The organism is Shinella agrisoli, assembly GCF_046557955.1.
In the GTDB taxonomy this organism is placed as follows: domain Bacteria; phylum Pseudomonadota; class Alphaproteobacteria; order Rhizobiales; family Rhizobiaceae; genus Shinella.
In genome coordinates, this window is record NZ_JBJIEP010000004.1 from 275,211 (window position 1) to 290,900 (window position 15,690).

A 15,690-nucleotide genomic window follows, 5' to 3' on the forward strand; every position below is an offset into this window, starting at 1 on the left:
TTCTCGGAGGAGACATCATGGAAGACCTTTCCCCCCGCCCCGGCGACCTGGAAGCGATCGAGACGGCCTCGCGCGACGAGATTTCCGCGCTGCAGCTCGAGCGCATGAAGTGGTCGCTGGCCCATGCCTACGGGAACTCCCCCTTCTACCGCCAGCGCTTCGACGAGGCGGGCGTCCATCCCTCCGACCTCAGGACTCTTGCCGACCTCGCGAAATTCCCCTTCACCACCAAGAAGGACCTGCGCGACACCTATCCCTTCGGCATGTTCGCCGTGCCGCGTGAGAAGCTCGCGCGCATCCACGCCTCTTCCGGCACCACCGGCAAGCCGACCGTCGTCGGCTATACCCAGAAGGACATCGACACCTGGGCGACCGTCGTCGCCCGCTCGATCCGCGCCTCGGGCGGTAGGGCCGGGGACATCGTGCACGTCGCCTATGGCTACGGCCTCTTCACCGGCGGTCTCGGCGCGCATTACGGCGCCGAAAGGCTCGGCTGCACCGTCGTGCCGATCTCCGGCGGCATGACGGAGCGCCAGGTCACGCTGATGCAGGATTTCAAGCCGCGCATCATCATGGTGACCCCCTCCTACATGCTCTCCATCCTCGACGAGTTCCGCCGCCAGGGCGTCGATCCGCGCGAAAGCTCGCTCGCCGTCGGCATCTTCGGCGCCGAGCCCTGGACGAACGCCATGCGCGAGGAGATCGAGCAGTCCTTCGACATGCACGCCGTCGACATCTACGGCCTCTCGGAGGTGATGGGACCCGGCGTCGCCAACGAATGCGTCGAGACGAAGGACGGACTGCACATCTGGGAAGACCATTTCTATCCGGAGATCATCGACCCGGAGACCGGAGCGGTGCTGCCTGACGGCGAGATCGGCGAGCTGGTCTTCACCACGCTCACCAAAGAAGGCCTTCCGATCATCCGCTACCGCACGCGCGACCTGACGCGGCTTCTGCCCGGCACGGCGCGCTCCATGCGCCGCATGGAGAAGGTCACCGGCCGTTCGGACGACATGATGATCCTGCGCGGCGTCAACGTCTTCCCGACGCAGATCGAGGAGCAGATCCTCAAATGTCGCGGCCTTGCGCCGCATTTCCAGATCGAGCTGACACGCGCCGGCCGTATGGACAACATGACGGTCCATGTCGAATGTACGCCGGAGGCGGCCGACGAGGGGGCGCGCGCTGGATCGGCGAAGGAGCTCGCCCACCACATCAAGAGCGTGGTCGGCGTTTCCACGAAGATCCACGTGCACGAGCCGGGCGGCGTCGCGCGCTCCGAAGGCAAGGCCAAACGGGTGGTCGACAACCGCCCCAAAGAATGAAACGCCGGGCAAGGCAAGTTCAGCAGCAATGCGGAGGTTTGTGCCCGGAATTGTATGGAAACAATGAGATAGGGTATCCTCGTCATTCGAAGGACAACGAAGATGCCCTATCCCGGCACCGGGTTGACTGTGTATAGGGAGAACGGCCGTTCTCCCGACGCGGCCAGACGCCCGGAACGAGCAGAGCAGGAACCATGGCACGCACGCGCGCAGTCGATTTCGAGGAAAAACAGCGTGGCATTTTGACAAGTGCGGCGGCGGTCTTCGCCGAGATGGGCATGGAGAAGGCTTCCATGTCGATGATCGCCTCGCACAGCAATGTCTCCAAGGCGCTTCTCTACCATTACTATCCGAGCAAGGACGCCCTGATCTTCGACATCGTGCGCACGCACCTGACGGAGCTGGAAGGCGCGATCGAGGCGGCCGACCGTCCGGACCTGCCCCCGCAGGAGCGGCTGCGCCTGCTGGTGAAAGCCGTGCTGAAGAACTACGAGGGCGCCGACAACGAGCACAAGGTGCAGCTCAACGGCACCAGCGCGCTCTCGCAGGAGCAGCTTTCCGAACTGCAGGCGATCGAGCGGCAGATCGTCAAGCGCTTCTCCGGCGTCATCCGCGACATCAATCCGGACCTCAACAGGGACCGTCCGCTGCTGATGCCCGTCACCATGTCGCTGTTCGGCATGATGAACTGGGTCTACATGTGGTTTCGCCCCAACGGGCCGATCACGCGGGACGAATATGCGGATATCGCGACGACCCTGATCCTCGAGGGCGTGAAGGCGGTAACCTGAGGGTTACGCATTTCGCTTCGGCGCTGAAAGCACGCACCACCTCTCCTCCGTCGTGCGCGGGCCTGACCCGGGCATCCATGCTCCGGGCGCGGCGGTGGATCCCCGGCTCAAGGCCGAGGATCCACATCCTTGCCCGTCGCGGCGACAGACTCCAGCCGTTCGGCAAACTCGCGCCGGAGCGTGCGGCGCAGCTCGGCCGCCTTGTAGCGGCGCACGTCCACGGCGTCCGCCGGCCGCAGGGCCGGCACGCGCACCGGTTTTCCGGCATCGTCGACCGCGACCATGGTGAAGTAGCAGGAATTGGTGTGGCGGCGGTGGCCGGAGCGGATGTTCTCCGCCTCCACGCGGATGCCGACCTCCATGGAGGTGCGCCCCGTATGGTTGATCGAGGCGCGGAAGGTGACGAGTTCGCCGACATGGATCGGCTCCTTGAACACCACCTGGTCGACCGAAAGCGTCACCGCATATTGCTGCGAGTAGCGCGACGCGCAGGAGAAGGCCACGCGGTCGAGCAGGTTGAGCAGCGCCCCGCCGTGGACCTTTCCGGAAAAATTCGCCATGTCGGGCGTCATCAGCACGGTCATTTCCAGGCGGCGTGGATCCTGCTCCATCGGCGTCATGCGGTCACTCTCTCGTTTTGGCCACCATCGTCAGGACGTCGTACTGCGCCACGGTGGCCCCAAGCTGGTTGGTCACCCTGCAATCCCAGCGCACCTCGCCGTGCTCGGCATTGGCGCGCGGGTTGATCTCCTTGCAGGTGAGCTGCACCTTGAGCGTATCACCCGGATTGACCGGTGTCAGGAAGCGCAGGTTGTCGACGCCGTAGTTGGCGAGCACGGGACCCGGCGCGGGATCGACGAAGAGGCCGGCGGCAAACGAGACGATGAGGTAGCCGTGCGCCACGCGCCCGTCGAAGAACGGGTTGGCCCTCGCCGCGTCCTCGTCCATGTGGGCGTAGAAGGTGTCGCCGGTGAAGTTGGCGAAATGCTCGATGTCATCGAGCGTCACCGTGCGCGTCGCGGTGACGAGCTGGTCGCCGATCTTCAGCTCCTCCAGCGACTTGCGGAAGGGATGCTCGCCGCCCGCACGCACCTCGGCGCCGGGGATCCAGCGGCCGGTGACGGCGGAAAGCATGGTCGGCGCGCCCTGCACGGCGGTGCGCTGCATGTAGTGCTTCACGCCACGCATGCCGCCCAGTTCCTCGCCGCCGCCCGCACGGCCGGGGCCGCCGTGCACGAGACCCGGCAGCGGCGAGCCGTGGCCGGTGGAGGACTTTGCGCTGGCGCGGTTGCCGATCATCACGCGGCCGTGGAACGGCGCAAGGCCGAACACGACCTCTTCGGCAAAACCCGGATCGTTGGTGAAGACCGAGGCGACAAGGCTGCCCTTGCCGCGGCGGGCAAGCTCCACCGCCTCCTCCGCCGTGTCGTAGGGCATGACGGTGCTGACCGGGCCGAAAGCCTCGACGTCGTGGACCGCGCGGGCCGAGGCCGGCTTGTCGCAATAGAGCAGCACCGGGTTGAGGAAGGCGCCGGCCACGGCATCCCCGGATGTGACGCTCGGATTGTCCGGATCGCCGGCGACGATCCGCGCATCGGCGGAAAGGTCGCGGATGCGCGCGCGAACCTCCTCGCGCTGGTCGAGGCTGGCGAGCGGGCCCATGCGGACGGCCTCGTCGGCGGGGTTGCCGATCGCCGTCTTGCCGAGACGGTCGCCGAGGCTCTGGACGAGGGCCTCCCCATAGGCGCGCGGCGCGATGACCCGCCGGATCGCGGTGCACTTCTGGCCGGCCTTCACGGTCATCTCGCGGGCGACTTCCCGGACGAAGAGGTCGAACTCCTCCGTGCCAGGCGCGGCGTCGAGGCCGAGCACGGCGGCATTGAGGCTGTCGGCCTCCATGGTGAAGCGCACGGCGTTCTCGACGATCGCCCTGTGGGTCTTGAGGCGCCGGCCGGTCGCCGCCGACCCGGTGAAGGTCACGGCGTCCTGGCCCTCGACATGGTCGAGCAGGTCGCCGACCGAGCCGCAGACGAGCTGCAGCGCACCTTCCGGCAGGATGCCGGCCTCGACGATGCGGCGGACCATGAGCTCGGTGAGATAGGCCGTCTGGCTCGCCGGCTTGACGATGGCCGGAACGCCTGCCAGGAGCGTCGGCGCCAGCTTCTCCAGCATGCCCCAGCAGGGGAAGTTGAAGGCGTTGATATGGATCGCGACGCCCTGCAGGGGGCTCAGGATATGCTGCGCGGCAAAGGTGCCGTCCTTGGCAAGCGTCTCCACGTCGCCGTCGAGCAGGACGCGGGTGTTCGGCAGCTCGCGCCGGCCCTTGGACGCATAGGAAAACAGCGTGCCGATGCCGCCCTCGATATCGACCCAGCTGTCTGCGCGCGTGGCGCCGGTGGCCGTCGAGAGGGCGTAGAACTCTTCCTTCTTCTCCATCAGCGCCTGGCCGAGCGCCTTCAGCATCGTGGCGCGCTCGTGGAAGGACATCCGCCTGAGCGCCGGCCCGCCCTTGTCGCGGCCGTAAGCGAGGGCCGCCTTGAAGTCGATGCCGGTGGAATCGATGAAGGCGACCGGCGCGCCCGTCGAGGCGTCGAGCAGCGGCACGCCTTCCTTCGCACCGGCGACCCACTGGCCGCCGACATAGCTTTCGAGCCGGCGCGGGCGGTTTGCCATGACGTTCATCTTTCTTCCTTCCTATTCACGCGATCCCGGACGGAAAACCGCTTCACACTCTTCCTGGGATCGACTCAGTTCAGGCGGAGCGCAGAAAGCTGCGCATCGGCTTCCGCCCGCCATTCGGCAAGCAGGGTCTCGTTGGGCGTGTGCCTGAGGCCGAAACGCGACAGCGTCTCGAAGCGGGCCGAGCCGGAATGGCCGAAGCTCGCGGCGACACGGGGATACCAGTAGGCGACCGAAGCCCGCGCCTTCGCGCGGCCTTCCGCGTCGTCGGCGATGCGCACGAGGCCGGCGAGGCCGAGCTCGGCATGGCGCGTCTCGCGCGGCAGGATGGCGCGGAAGACCTCGGCAAGCGGCTGGTAGGAGACGCGCGACAGCTCTTTGAGCTGCACGACGCTCGCCCGGCCCATCAGCACGTTCATGACCACGGCGTCCACCCAGCCCTCCAGCGGGTAGTGGAAGACGGAAAGGCGCATGTCGCCGCCCTGCCGGGCCGCGCCGATATCGGCCTCACGGGCGAGCCGCGCGGCCCAGGGATGGTGCACGGCATAGCGCCCGCCATCGGCGCCGAAGGTCTCCATGATCCGCAGAACCTTGCCGGCGTGGTCGGCCTTTTCCAGCACGATGCGGGCGGCGGAGATTCGCTCCTGGATGCCCGGCGCGTCGTTGATCGTATCGGCAAAGCCGGCGGAGCCGGCGAGCTCGCTGTCGACGAAGCTCGCCATCAGCCGCAAAAGCTCGCCGCGGTAGCGCGGCGGCACGTTGGCCGGCGACGACAGCACGCCGCCCTTGGCCAGGTAGTCCTCGATCGGCATCGTATCGGACATGCTGCCCTCCCTCTGCGGTTACTGGTCGTAGCTGACGACGATGCGGTCGGTGAGCGGGTAGCACTGGCAGGTCAGCACATAGCCCTGCCGCACCTCGTAGTCCTCGAGCGCATGGTTGGTTTCCATCTCGACCTCGCCCTCGAGCACCTTTGCGCGGCAGGTGGAACAGACGCCGGCCTTGCAGGCATAGGGCGCGTCCATCGCGTTTTCGAGCGCGGCATCGAGCAGGCTCTGGCCGTGCTTCGGGAACTTGAAGGTGCGGGTCGCGCCGTCCAGCGTGACGGTCGCCTCGCAGGCCGCGCCATGGTCGGCGCCGTTCGCCTGCTCGACCTTGCGGCGCGCCCGGCCCGGCTGCGAGGAAGCGAAGAGCTCGAACTTGATCTGGTCGTCCCGAAGCCCGTGCGCGCGCAGCGCCGCGGCGATCGCCAGCATCATCGGCTCGGGGCCGCAGATGAAGGCGGTGGCGACCGACTTGACGTCGATCCAGCTCCTGAAAAGCGCGGCGCATTTCTCGCCGTCGACGCGGCCGGTGAAGAGGTCGATGTCCTGCGCCTCGCTCTCCAGCACATGCAGCACGGAGAGGCGGCCGAGATAGAGGTTCTTCAGGTCCTCCAGCTCCTCGCGGAACATGATCGAGCTGATCTGCCGGTTGGCGTAGACCAGCGTGAAGCGGGAGCGCGGCTCGCGCGCCAGCACCGTCTTGATGATGGAAAGCACCGGCGTGATGCCGCTGCCGCCGGCAAAGCCGAGGTAATGCTTAGCCACGTCCGGCTCAAGCGCCGTGAAGAAGGCGCCCATCGGCGGCATGGCCTCCAGCGTGTCGCCGACCTTGAGGTTCTCGTTGACCCAGGTGGAGAAGCAGCCGCCGTCGACGCGCTTGATGCCGACCTTCAGCACGCCCTCGTCCTTGCCGGCGCAGATCGAGTAGGAGCGCCGCAGTTCCTCGTCCTCGAACTTCCGCCGGAAGGTCAGGTACTGGCCCTGCGTGAAATCGAAGACGGCCCGGTCCTCGTCGGACGGCCGGAGCGTGACCACCACCGCATCGCGCGTCTCGCGGCGAACGTCGGTCACGGTCAGGGGATGAAAACGTGCCATGTGCGGGCCCTCTCCCTCTGGGTCAGATGCACTTGAAGTAATCGAACGGTTCCAGGCAGTCGGTGCAGCGGTAGCTCGCCTTGCAGGGCGTCGAGCCGAACTGGCTGATCTTCTCGGTGTTCGTCGATCCGCAGCGCGGACAGGCGATGGTGAGGTTCGAGCGGCCGGACAGCCGGTCGATGCGTTTCATCAAGACGCCGTCGGCGGCCGTGCCGTCGATGGGCGGGGCGATGCCGTAGGCCTTGAGCTTTTCCCGGCCCTCGGCGCTGATCCAGTCCGTCGTCCAGGCGGGCGAGAGCCGGCGCTCCAGGCGCACCTTGGAAAGGCCCCTTCCGGCAAGCGCCGCCTCGATGTCGAGGTTGATCACCGTGGTCGCGGGACAGCCCGAATAGGTCGGTGTCACCGTCACCACCAGCGTATCGTCCTGCCAGGCGACATCGCGGATGATGCCGAGGTCGGTGAGCGAGATGACCGGGATTTCCGGGTCCGGCACCTCGGAAAGCCAGTGCCAGACCTCGTCGACCGAGGGACGGAGCGCCGGGTCCATCGCCGCCTCCCTACCAGGTGGCGCCCGGATAGGCGCGCTGGAGGAACTGCAGCTCGGAGAGGATGTAGCCGAGGTGCTCGGTGTGCACGCCCCGCCGGCCGCCCTTGTGCATGTAGCCGTCGGCGGGCTTCTTCAGCGTGCCTTCGGCGAGCGCGTCGGCGACGATCTCGTCCCAGCCGGCCTTGAGGCTCTCGGGCGCCGGGATGATGCCGGCCTCGACCAGCGCGGCGTCCATGGCGTCGCTCATGAACATCTCGCCGGTGAAGGGCCAGAGGTCGTCCAGCGCCGCCTGCATGCGGCGGTGGCTTTCGGCCGTGCCGTCGCCGAGGCGGATGACGAGGTCGCGGCTGCGGTCGAGATGGTAGGAGACCTCCTTGAAGGCCTTTTCCGCGATCTCGGCGATGCGCCTGTCGGAGGACTCCTTCAGCGCCTTGAGCAGCAGATAGTGCCAGGCGTCGAACAGGAACTGGCGCATCAGCGTCTTGCCGAAATCGCCGTTCGGGCGCTCGACGAGGAGGATGTTGCGGAATTCGTAGCCGTCGCGCAGATAGGCAAGGTCGTCGGCAGAGCGGCCCTTGCCTTCCACCTCGCCGGCAAGGCCGAGCCAGAGCTGCGTCTGGCCGATCAGGTCGAGCGCGGTATTGGCGAGCGCGATGTCCTCTTCCAGCGCCGGCGAATGACCGCACCATTCGGAGACGCGGTGGCCGAGGATCAGCGCATTGTCGCCGATGCGCAGCAGGAATTCGAAGAGCGCGGCCTGACGGGCCGCCGGGTCGAGCGCCGCGGTCGCCATCACATGTGCCCCACTTCATCGGGAATGTCGAAGAAGGTCGGATGGCGGTAGACCTTGGAATTCGACGGATCGAAGAGCGGGCCCTTCTCGGACGGCGCGCTGGCGGTGATGTCGGCGGACTTCACCACCCAGATGCTGACGCCCTCGTTGCGGCGCGTATAGACGTCGCGGGCATTGTTGATCGCCATTTCGGCGTCGGGCGCATGCAGGCTGCCGACATGGCGATGGTTGAGGCCGTGCTGGCCCCGGATGAAGACTTCCCAAAGCGGCCATTCGCTGGACATGGTTCTCACTCCCCAAACCTATTCGGCCGCGATCTTCGCGGCGGCGCGGCGCTCGGCCGCCTTTTCCGCATGCGCCGTCAGGCCGTCGCGGAACCAGGCGCCGTCTTCCCAGGCCTTTTTGCGGGCGGCGAGGCGCTCCGCGTTGCAGGGACCGTTGCCGGCGATCACGTTGAAGAACTCTTCCCAGTCCGGCTCGCCGAAATCGTAGCCGCCCTTCTCCTCGTTCCACTTGAGATCCGGGTCGGGGATGGTGAGGCCGAGATATTCGGCCTGCGGCACCGTCTGGTCGACGAACTTCTGGCGCAGCTCGTCATTGGAGTTCTGCTTGATCTTCCAGGCCATCGACTGGGCCGAATGCACGGAGGCGTCGTCGGAAGGGCCGAACATCATCAGGGACGGCCACCACCAGCGGTTCAGCGCATCCTGTACCATGGCCTTCTGCGCCGGCGTGCCCTTCACCATCTTCATGAGCACGTCGTAGCCCTGGCGCTGGTGAAAACTCTCTTCCTTGCAGATGCGCACCATGGCCCGGGAATACGGGCCGTAGGAACAGCGCTGCAGCGGCACCTGGTTCATGATGGCCGCGCCGTCGACAAGCCAGCCTATGGCGCCGATGTCGGCCCAGGTCAGCGTCGGATAGTTGAAGATCGAGGAATACTTGGCCTTGCCGGAATGGAGCTGCCCGTACATCTCGTCGCGGCTGATGCCGAGCGTTTCGGCGGCGCAATAGAGATAGAGGCCGTGGCCCGCCTCGTCCTGCACCTTGGCGAGCAGGATGGCCTTGCGCTCCAGGGTCGGCGCGCGGGTGATCCAGTTGCCCTCCGGCAGCTGGCCGACGATCTCCGAATGGGCGTGCTGGCTGATCTGGCGGATGAGCGTCTTGCGGTAGCCTTCCGGCATCCATTCCTTCGGCTCGATCTTCTGGCCGGCATCGATGCGCTCCTGGAAGGCGCGTTCCTGCGGGTCCATCTCGTCGAGGGAGCGGACGCGGGCGGCATCGGTCTTCACCATCTGGGCATACATGGTCTTTCCTCCTGTCCTGACGCGTCAGACGCGCTCGATAATCATGGCGATGCCCTGGCCGACGCCGATGCACATCGTGCAGAGTGCATAGCGCCCGCCCTGGCGGTGGAGCTGGTAGGCGGCGGTGGTCACGAGGCGCGCGCCGCTCATGCCGAGCGGATGGCCGATGGCGATGGCGCCGCCGTTGGGGTTCACGTGCGGCGCATCGTCCGGCAGGCCGAGATCGCGCAGCACGGCGAGCGCCTGCGAGGCGAAAGCCTCGTTGAGTTCGATCACGTCCATCTGACCGAGCGAAAGGCCGGCACGCTCCAGCACGCGGCGCGCCGCCGGCGCGGGGCCGACGCCCATGATGCGCGGCTCGACGCCGGCCGCCGCCATGGCGACGATGCGTGCCTTCGGCGTCAGGCCCTGCGCTTTCGCAACGGCTTCGCTGGCGATGAGAAGCGCGGCCGCGCCGTCATTGACGCCGGAGGCATTGCCGGCGGTGACGGAAAGGCCCGGGCCGTTGACACCCTTGAGCCTGGCAAGCTGCTCTGCCGTCGTGCCGGGACGGGGATGCTCGTCTCGGTCGACGACGAGCGGATCGCCCTTCTTCTGCGGCACATGGACGGGCACGATCTCCTCGGCAAAGACGCCGGCCTCGTGGGCGGCGGCCCAGCGGGCCTGGCTGCGCGCGGCGAAGGCGTCCTGGTCTTCACGGCTGACGGCAAAGTCGGCGGCGACGTTGTCGGCCGTCTCGGGCATGGAATCGACGCCGAAGGCCTTCTTCATCTTCGGATTGACGAAGCGCCAGCCGATCGTCGTGTCGTAGACGGCATTGGCCCGGGAAAAGGCGCTTTCCGCCTTCGGCATGACGAAGGGCGCGCGGCTCATGCTCTCGACACCGCCGGCGATGACGAAATCGCAGTCGCCGGCGCGGATGGCGCGCGCGGCCATGCCCACGGCGTCCATGCCGGAGCCGCAGAGGCGGTTGACGGTGGTGGCGGGAACGGAAACGGGAAGGCCGGAGAGCAGCACGGCCATCCGGCCGACATTGCGGTTGTCCTCGCCGGCCTGGTTGGCGCAGCCGTAGATGAGATCGTCCACCTTCGACCAGTCGACGCCCGGATTGCGCGCCATCAGCCCGGCAAGCGGCACGGCCGCGAGGTCGTCGGCACGAACCGACGACAGCAGCCCGCCATAACGGCCGATGGGCGTGCGAACGGCATCGCAGATAAAGGCTTCGGACACGCGGCTTCCTCCCTGGCATCCAAGGCCGATCATCCTCCTCGAAAGATTGACCGACCGATCGGTTACTTATTTATCACTCGACACATCACAAATCAATGGCAATTTCTCCAAATTCTGTGATGTTTAATTCCAACGGAGTGTATCGTAGCACAAACACCGCGTTTCCGCACGGGAAAGTGCCTCAGGCCGAGGCGCGCAGCAACGAAAGTCGGCGCAGCGTCGCCTCGCTTGCCTCCGGCAACGGGCCATCAGCCGTCACGAAATTGCGCGCGACATGAAGGTCCGCGCCCGGCGAGAGGCGGATGTAGAGGTCGTTGAAGAGGCGGCGGGCCTCCTCCCCCGGCCATTCGACCGGAAGCGCCGCCTGCGGCAGGCGCGGGTCGCGCAGCACGACGAGGCGGAACTGATGGACGAGCACCAGCCGGGCGACGAGGCTTTCGGCCGCGCTCAGCCGCGCACCGCCGGCGAGCAATCCGGCAAGGCGCCGGAACCGGCCGAGGAAGCTGCGATAGGCATCGGCGTGCAGGGCAAGGTTCCAGTGGTCGGCGGCGAAGGCGCCGAGGTCCCGCTCGCCGCTCACCACTTCCGCCCGGAAGACGACGGCCGGCTGCTTCAGCGGCGGCAGCGCCCGCGCGCCGACGGCAAGCCTTGGGCCGAGTCGCGCATGGCCGGCCCGTTCGAGGACCTGCATCGCCTCGTCCGGCGCCGTGCCGGTCAGCTGCACGAAATGCCAGTCCGCCGCTTCCGGCGGGCCGAAGAGCAGCCGGGCGGCGGCAGCGAATTCGGTGCGGGCAGGCGCGGCGAGACGATAGAAGCTGCGGCGCCCCTCGCGCTCGCCGGACAGTTGCCCGGCGGCGACGAGGCGCGAGACGGCGGTGCGCACCAGCGTCTCGCTGATGCCGACCGCAGCGCAGGTCTCGATGAGGTTGCCGGTCCAGACCACGCCGCCGCGCGGTTCCACCACGTCGCCGTAGATGGTGACGATGAAGCCCGCCGCCTTCAGCGGGCCTTCCGCAAGGATCGCCCGCATCAGCATGCCGAATGCGCTTTCCGCCCTGTCGCTGTCCGCCGGCAATCCGCCCTCGCCTTCGTTTCCGCTTCGCCGCACCGAGGACTAGCGCATAACAGGCCGGCGCGGAAAGCCCCCGGCGAGAGGACGCATCCCGGCGCCTCATGGAAGAAGGCGCGTTCTCGTCAGTAAATGTTAAGCCGCATCTGTCATCGTCCGCCGATAGCCGAACCTCGGATCAACCTTCTTGGCGCAGGCGCGAGCGCACGGAGACGAACGGACACGATGGACGACCGGAATGCGCATCTATCCTTCCGGGGGCTGGGATACTACGTCCCGGCCATAGTCGTCGCGTTCGCGGTCCTGATCGCGGTCTTCCTCGCCGACGTGCAGAAGCGACGGCTGGAGGAGCAATACCTGCGCTCCTACACGACCGAACAGCTCGGCCTGCTGCGCTCACGCCTGCAAGGCAACATCCTCGGCAACATCAAGCTGGTGCAGGGCCTCGTCGCAACGCTGTCGACCGAGCCGAACATGCCGCAGGCCCGCTTCGCCGATCTCGCCGCCCGCATCTTCAAGGAGGACAACCAGCTCCGCAACCTCGCCATCGCCCCGGATTTCGTCGTCTCCCTCGTCTATCCGCTGGAGGGCAACGAACGCAGCCTGGGGCTCGACTACCGCAAGAACGAGCAGCAGCGTGCCGCCGCCTTCCAGGTGAAGGAGCGCGACCGGCTGATCGTCACGGGGCCGGTCGATCTCGTACAGGGCGGCCGCGGCCTGATCGCGCGCTATCCCGTCCATGCCGGCACCGACAATGCCTTCTTCGGCATCGCCTCCGCGGTCATCGACCTGGACAAGCTGCTCGCCAGCAGCGGCTTCAAGGACGGCCTGAGGATCGCCGTCGCCATTTCCAGCCGCGCACGGGACGGCGGGGAGGCAAGGACCGTCTTCAGGACCGCCGCGGCCGTCGATGCGGATCCGGTGGTGATGAGCATCGACATCGGCCACGAGGTGTGGACCATGTCGGCCGCACCGTTGAAGGGCTGGCATCAGCCGTCCGCCGATCTCGGCCTCTTCCGCGGCGGCCTCGCGCTGCTCGCCCTCATCATCGTCGCGCCGATGTTCTGGGTCGGCTACCTGATGAAGGACCGCCATCGCCATATTCTCGCGTTGCAGGACCGCGAAGACCGGCTCGAAACCGTTTCCCAGCGTCTGCAACTCGCGCTCGATGCCTCCAAGGTCGGCGTCTGGGAATACAATTCGGAGAGCAAGGCGCTTTCCTGGGATGCGCGCATGCGCGAGCTCTACAACGTCCCGCCGGCGCAGCCGGTCTGCGGCTACGAGGACTGGCGCGCGGCACTCCACCCCGACGACCTGGAGGAAGCGGAGCGCGTCTTCGCCGCCGCCATCGAGACGGAAAAGCCCTATATCACCGAATTCCGCGTGCTGAGGCGCGACGGCGGCGTCCGCCATATCCGCGCGCACGGCATGACGTACCGCACGTCTTCCGGCGCGAAGCACATCGTCGGCGCGAACTGGGACGTGACGGAAGACAATCAGCTGCAGGCCGAGCTGCTGCAGGCGAAGCTGACGGCCGAGGCGCAGAACCGCGCGCTCGAGGAAGCGCGCCGCGTCATGGAGCACAATTCGCTGCACGATGCACTGACGCGCCTGCCGAACCGCCGTTTCCTCGACCAGCAGATCGCCCTTGCCGGCGACGACGGGCGCCCGCTGACCCTGCTCCACATCGACCTCGACCGGTTCAAGGACATCAACGACACGCTCGGCCATGCCGCCGGAGACGAAGTGCTGAAGCAGGCGGCCGGCGTGCTGCGCGCAGAAGTTCCGGTGGAGGATTTCATCGCCCGTATCGGCGGCGACGAATTCGTGCTCCTGTCGCGCCGCGACCCGGCCCTTGCCGACTTCCCCGCCCTTTCGGCCCGCCTCATCGAGGCGATCAGCGAGCCGATGACGATCGAGGGCCACGACTGTCGCATCGGTGCGAGCATCGGCATCGCCACGCGCAACGACGCGGAAGAATCGGCCGAGCAGCTGCTCGTCAATGCCGACATCGCGCTCTACGAGGCCAAGCGCCGCGGCCGCAACCGCGTCGAAGCCTTCAACGACGAACTGCGCCTGCGCACCGTGGAGGTCAAGCGGCTCAGCGACGACATCCTGCGCGGCCTCGAAGGGCAGGAGTTCCGCCCCTTCTTCCAGCCGCAGTTCGACGCCGAGACGCTGGAGATCGTCGGCGTCGAGGCGCTTGCCCGCTGGGAGCATCCGACGCGCGGCTTCATCGCGCCGGACGTTTTCCTCCCGGTGGCCGAAAGCCTGAACGTGGTCGCGCAGATCGACGAGGCGATCCTCGACCAGGCGCTGTTCCAGACCATCCGCTGGGAAGGCCAGGGGCTCGGCATAGGGCGCGTCTCCGTCAACGTCTCCTGCCAGCGCCTGCGCGACGAGAACCTGACCGGCAAGCTGCGCGCCATGAACATCCGGCCCGGTTCGCTCACCTTCGAGCTCCTGGAATCGATCTCCTTCGACACGGCCGACGACGGGCTGAGGCAGGCGATCGAGGAGATCAAGGCGCTCGGCATCGATATCGAGATCGACGATTTCGGCACCGGCCATGCCTCGATCGTCAGCCTCCTGGAACTGTCGCCCAAGCGGCTGAAGATCGATCGCCGGCTCGTGCAGCCGCTCCTGGAATCGGCCTCGCAGCAGAGCCTCGTCCGCTCGATCATCGACATCGGCAAGGTGCGCGGCATCGAGACGGTTGCGGAAGGGGTCGAGACGCTGGCGCATGCCGAGCTGCTTCGGAGCCTCGGCTGCCATGTCCTGCAGGGCTATGCATTCGCGCGGCCGATGGCGGCGGACGACTTCCTCGCCTTTGCCAAGGCGCGCGCATGGATGCCGGCGGCGGACAGGCTCACGAAGGCGCAAGCGAGCTGAGCACGTCCGCGACGGCCAGGCCGTCATGATGGCCGCGCTGCCACGGGTCCTCGAACTCGCCGATCACCGCCTCGGCGCCGAGCCGCGCGCAAACCTCCTGCAACGCCCCGTTGCCGAGATAGGCGAAGGCGCCGACCGTCTTCTCGAAGGGCAGCAGCTGCCGGTTCGCCAGCACATGGGTGAAGGGCCGCGCATCCGATCCGCCGCGGGCATGCCAGAGGCCGGCAGCGATCTCCAGCATGCGCGCCACGTCCAGCCCGCGGGTCTCACGGCATTGCAGGATATTGCCGACGAAGATGCGGCGGGCATGCACATTGCGCGCCATCGCCGGCACGATGTCCTCGACGAGCAGGTGCGGCAGGATGCTGGTGAAGAAGCTGCCCGGCCCGAAAACGATGGCGTCGGCGCTTTCCAGGCTCTCGATCACCGCCTCGTTGGCCGGAACGGCGCCGCCACCGACCGAAAGCGCTATCTCGCGGATGCCTGTCCTGCCCTGCCCGTCGTCAAGCGCCGTCACCCGGTGCTGCCCCTCGACACGCGTGCCGTCATTGAGCACGGCGGACAGATCCACACCGTCGGCGGCAGTCGACGGCCAGACATGGCCGGCGACATCGCAAAGCTTGCGGAAGACGAAGATGGCGGTGTTGATGTCGCTGTTGTGGGCAAGATGCGCGCCGGCGAGAATGAAATTGCCGATGCTGCCGTTGCGGAAGTCGAAGTCCGATCCGGCGGCGGAGCGGAAGGTGCGCAGATAGTTGAGGATCGCCCCGCGCAGGCCCGGCTCCATGCGCTCCAGGAGCGGATGCCGGCCGGCCGCATAGAGCGCGAACTCCGTGCGGGCGTCGTCCTGCGTGCCGCTCGTCAGGCGCTCGTTGCAGACCTTCACCACGTCGCCCGCCCGACCTTCGCCATGCGCCATGGTCATCAGCGCCTGGCGGATGTCGCCGACGGCGAGCACGCCGAGGTTTTCACGGATGATCCGGGAACTGCCGCCGCTATCCCAGGCCGGCACGATGCGGGTCAGCCGGACGGGCTTTGCGCACAGCGCAAGGTTGGTCGAGCGGCAGGCCGTGCCGCCCGAAAAGAGCACGATATGCGGCAAGCGGCGTCCGGCCATCCGTTCCCCTCTGTTTTG

General features: G+C 67.2%; 14 protein-coding genes. 3 read left to right on the forward strand and 11 right to left on the reverse strand.

All coding sequences use genetic code 11. From position 1 onward, the window contains the following. The first annotated feature begins 17 nt into the window (after positions 1–17). On the forward strand, positions 18–1,328 hold the full coding sequence (gene paaK, locus ACIIOY_RS05370; RefSeq protein WP_411033593.1) for a phenylacetate--CoA ligase PaaK: 1,311 nt from the start codon (positions 18–20) through the stop codon (positions 1,326–1,328). Positions 1,329–1,522: 194 nt separating this feature from the next. Next, positions 1,523–2,119: a TetR-type transcription factor C-terminal domain-containing protein gene (locus tag ACIIOY_RS05375; protein ID WP_411033594.1), complete on the forward strand. Its 597-nt coding sequence runs from the start codon at positions 1,523–1,525 to the stop codon at positions 2,117–2,119. A gap of 107 nt (positions 2,120–2,226) precedes the next feature. Here ACIIOY_RS05375 and ACIIOY_RS05380 read toward each other — a convergent pair whose 3' ends face one another. The 10 genes from ACIIOY_RS05380 to paaX form a co-directional block, all read right to left on the reverse strand. Further along, on the reverse strand, positions 2,227–2,739 hold the full coding sequence (locus ACIIOY_RS05380) for an acyl-CoA thioesterase (RefSeq protein ID WP_411033595.1): 513 nt from the start codon (positions 2,737–2,739) through the stop codon (positions 2,227–2,229). Positions 2,740–2,743: 4 nt separating this feature from the next. Further along, positions 2,744–4,801 (reverse strand): phenylacetic acid degradation bifunctional protein PaaZ, encoded by a 2,058-nt coding sequence (gene paaZ, locus ACIIOY_RS05385; RefSeq protein WP_411033596.1) that lies wholly within the window; start codon positions 4,799–4,801, stop codon positions 2,744–2,746. Between the two features lie 65 nt (positions 4,802–4,866). Beyond that, positions 4,867–5,622 carry a Phenylacetic acid catabolic protein gene (locus tag ACIIOY_RS05390; RefSeq protein ID WP_411033597.1) on the reverse strand — a complete coding sequence of 252 codons (756 nt, stop codon included), beginning with the start codon at positions 5,620–5,622 and terminating at the stop codon, positions 4,867–4,869. An 18-nt stretch (positions 5,623–5,640) separates the two neighbouring features. Further along, positions 5,641–6,717, reverse strand: coding sequence for a 1,2-phenylacetyl-CoA epoxidase subunit PaaE (gene paaE / locus ACIIOY_RS05395; protein ID WP_411033598.1), 1,077 nt, complete (start codon positions 6,715–6,717; stop codon positions 5,641–5,643). A 22-nt stretch (positions 6,718–6,739) separates the two neighbouring features. Then, positions 6,740–7,264: a 1,2-phenylacetyl-CoA epoxidase subunit PaaD gene (paaD, locus tag ACIIOY_RS05400; RefSeq protein WP_411033599.1), complete on the reverse strand. Its 525-nt coding sequence runs from the start codon at positions 7,262–7,264 to the stop codon at positions 6,740–6,742. Between the two features lie 10 nt (positions 7,265–7,274). After that, positions 7,275–8,057: a 1,2-phenylacetyl-CoA epoxidase subunit PaaC gene (paaC, locus tag ACIIOY_RS05405; protein WP_411033600.1), complete on the reverse strand. Its 783-nt coding sequence runs from the start codon at positions 8,055–8,057 to the stop codon at positions 7,275–7,277. Then, on the reverse strand, positions 8,057–8,341 hold the full coding sequence (gene paaB, locus ACIIOY_RS05410) for a 1,2-phenylacetyl-CoA epoxidase subunit PaaB (protein ID WP_027675144.1): 285 nt from the start codon (positions 8,339–8,341) through the stop codon (positions 8,057–8,059). Before paaB ends, paaC begins: the two co-directional genes overlap by 1 nt. An 18-nt stretch (positions 8,342–8,359) precedes the next feature. Further along, positions 8,360–9,364, reverse strand: coding sequence for a 1,2-phenylacetyl-CoA epoxidase subunit PaaA (gene paaA, locus ACIIOY_RS05415; RefSeq protein ID WP_411033601.1), 1,005 nt, complete (start codon positions 9,362–9,364; stop codon positions 8,360–8,362). A 24-nt stretch (positions 9,365–9,388) separates the two neighbouring features. After that, complete coding sequence (pcaF, locus tag ACIIOY_RS05420; protein ID WP_411033602.1) at positions 9,389–10,594, reverse strand: 3-oxoadipyl-CoA thiolase; 1,206 nt, start codon at positions 10,592–10,594, stop codon at positions 9,389–9,391. 181 nt (positions 10,595–10,775) lie between these two features. Further along, positions 10,776–11,669 carry a phenylacetic acid degradation operon negative regulatory protein PaaX gene (gene paaX, locus ACIIOY_RS05425; protein WP_411033603.1) on the reverse strand — a complete coding sequence of 298 codons (894 nt, stop codon included), beginning with the start codon at positions 11,667–11,669 and terminating at the stop codon, positions 10,776–10,778. Positions 11,670–11,888: 219 nt separating this feature from the next. On the opposite strand from paaX, the gene ACIIOY_RS05430 reads away from it, so the two are divergent. Continuing rightward, the gene (locus ACIIOY_RS05430) at positions 11,889–14,555 is read left to right on the forward strand and encodes a bifunctional diguanylate cyclase/phosphodiesterase (protein ID WP_411033604.1); all 2,667 of its coding nucleotides are present in this window, start codon (positions 11,889–11,891) and stop codon (positions 14,553–14,555) included. Here ACIIOY_RS05430 and ACIIOY_RS05435 read toward each other — a convergent pair. Further along, positions 14,533–15,672, reverse strand: a complete 1,140-nt coding sequence (locus tag ACIIOY_RS05435) for a gluconeogenesis factor YvcK family protein (RefSeq protein WP_411033605.1) — start codon at positions 15,670–15,672, stop codon at positions 14,533–14,535. The two genes, ACIIOY_RS05430 and ACIIOY_RS05435, sit on opposite strands and share 23 nt — an antisense overlap. Positions 15,673–15,690 lie beyond the last annotated feature (18 nt).

Bases quoted from the DNA above. Each gene is read 5' to 3' on its own strand.
- paaE (WP_411033598.1), bottom strand. From the start codon at position 6,717: ATGGCACGTTTTCATCCCCTGACCGTGACCGACGTTCGCCGCGAGACG.
- ACIIOY_RS05435 (WP_411033605.1), bottom strand. From the start codon at position 15,672: ATGGCCGGACGCCGCTTGCCGCATATCGTGCTCTTTTCGGGCGGCACG.
- ACIIOY_RS05390 (WP_411033597.1), bottom strand. From the start codon at position 5,622: ATGTCCGATACGATGCCGATCGAGGACTACCTGGCCAAGGGCGGCGTG.
- paaB (WP_027675144.1), bottom strand. From the start codon at position 8,341: ATGTCCAGCGAATGGCCGCTTTGGGAAGTCTTCATCCGGGGCCAGCAC.
- paaD (WP_411033599.1), bottom strand. From the start codon at position 7,264: ATGGACCCGGCGCTCCGTCCCTCGGTCGACGAGGTCTGGCACTGGCTT.
- ACIIOY_RS05380 (WP_411033595.1), bottom strand. From the start codon at position 2,739: ATGACGCCGATGGAGCAGGATCCACGCCGCCTGGAAATGACCGTGCTG.
- paaK (WP_411033593.1), top strand. From the start codon at position 18: ATGGAAGACCTTTCCCCCCGCCCCGGCGACCTGGAAGCGATCGAGACG.
- ACIIOY_RS05375 (WP_411033594.1), top strand. From the start codon at position 1,523: ATGGCACGCACGCGCGCAGTCGATTTCGAGGAAAAACAGCGTGGCATT.
- paaC (WP_411033600.1), bottom strand. From the start codon at position 8,057: ATGGCGACCGCGGCGCTCGACCCGGCGGCCCGTCAGGCCGCGCTCTTC.
- paaA (WP_411033601.1), bottom strand. From the start codon at position 9,364: ATGTATGCCCAGATGGTGAAGACCGATGCCGCCCGCGTCCGCTCCCTC.
- paaZ (WP_411033596.1), bottom strand. From the start codon at position 4,801: ATGAACGTCATGGCAAACCGCCCGCGCCGGCTCGAAAGCTATGTCGGC.
- ACIIOY_RS05430 (WP_411033604.1), top strand. From the start codon at position 11,889: ATGGACGACCGGAATGCGCATCTATCCTTCCGGGGGCTGGGATACTAC.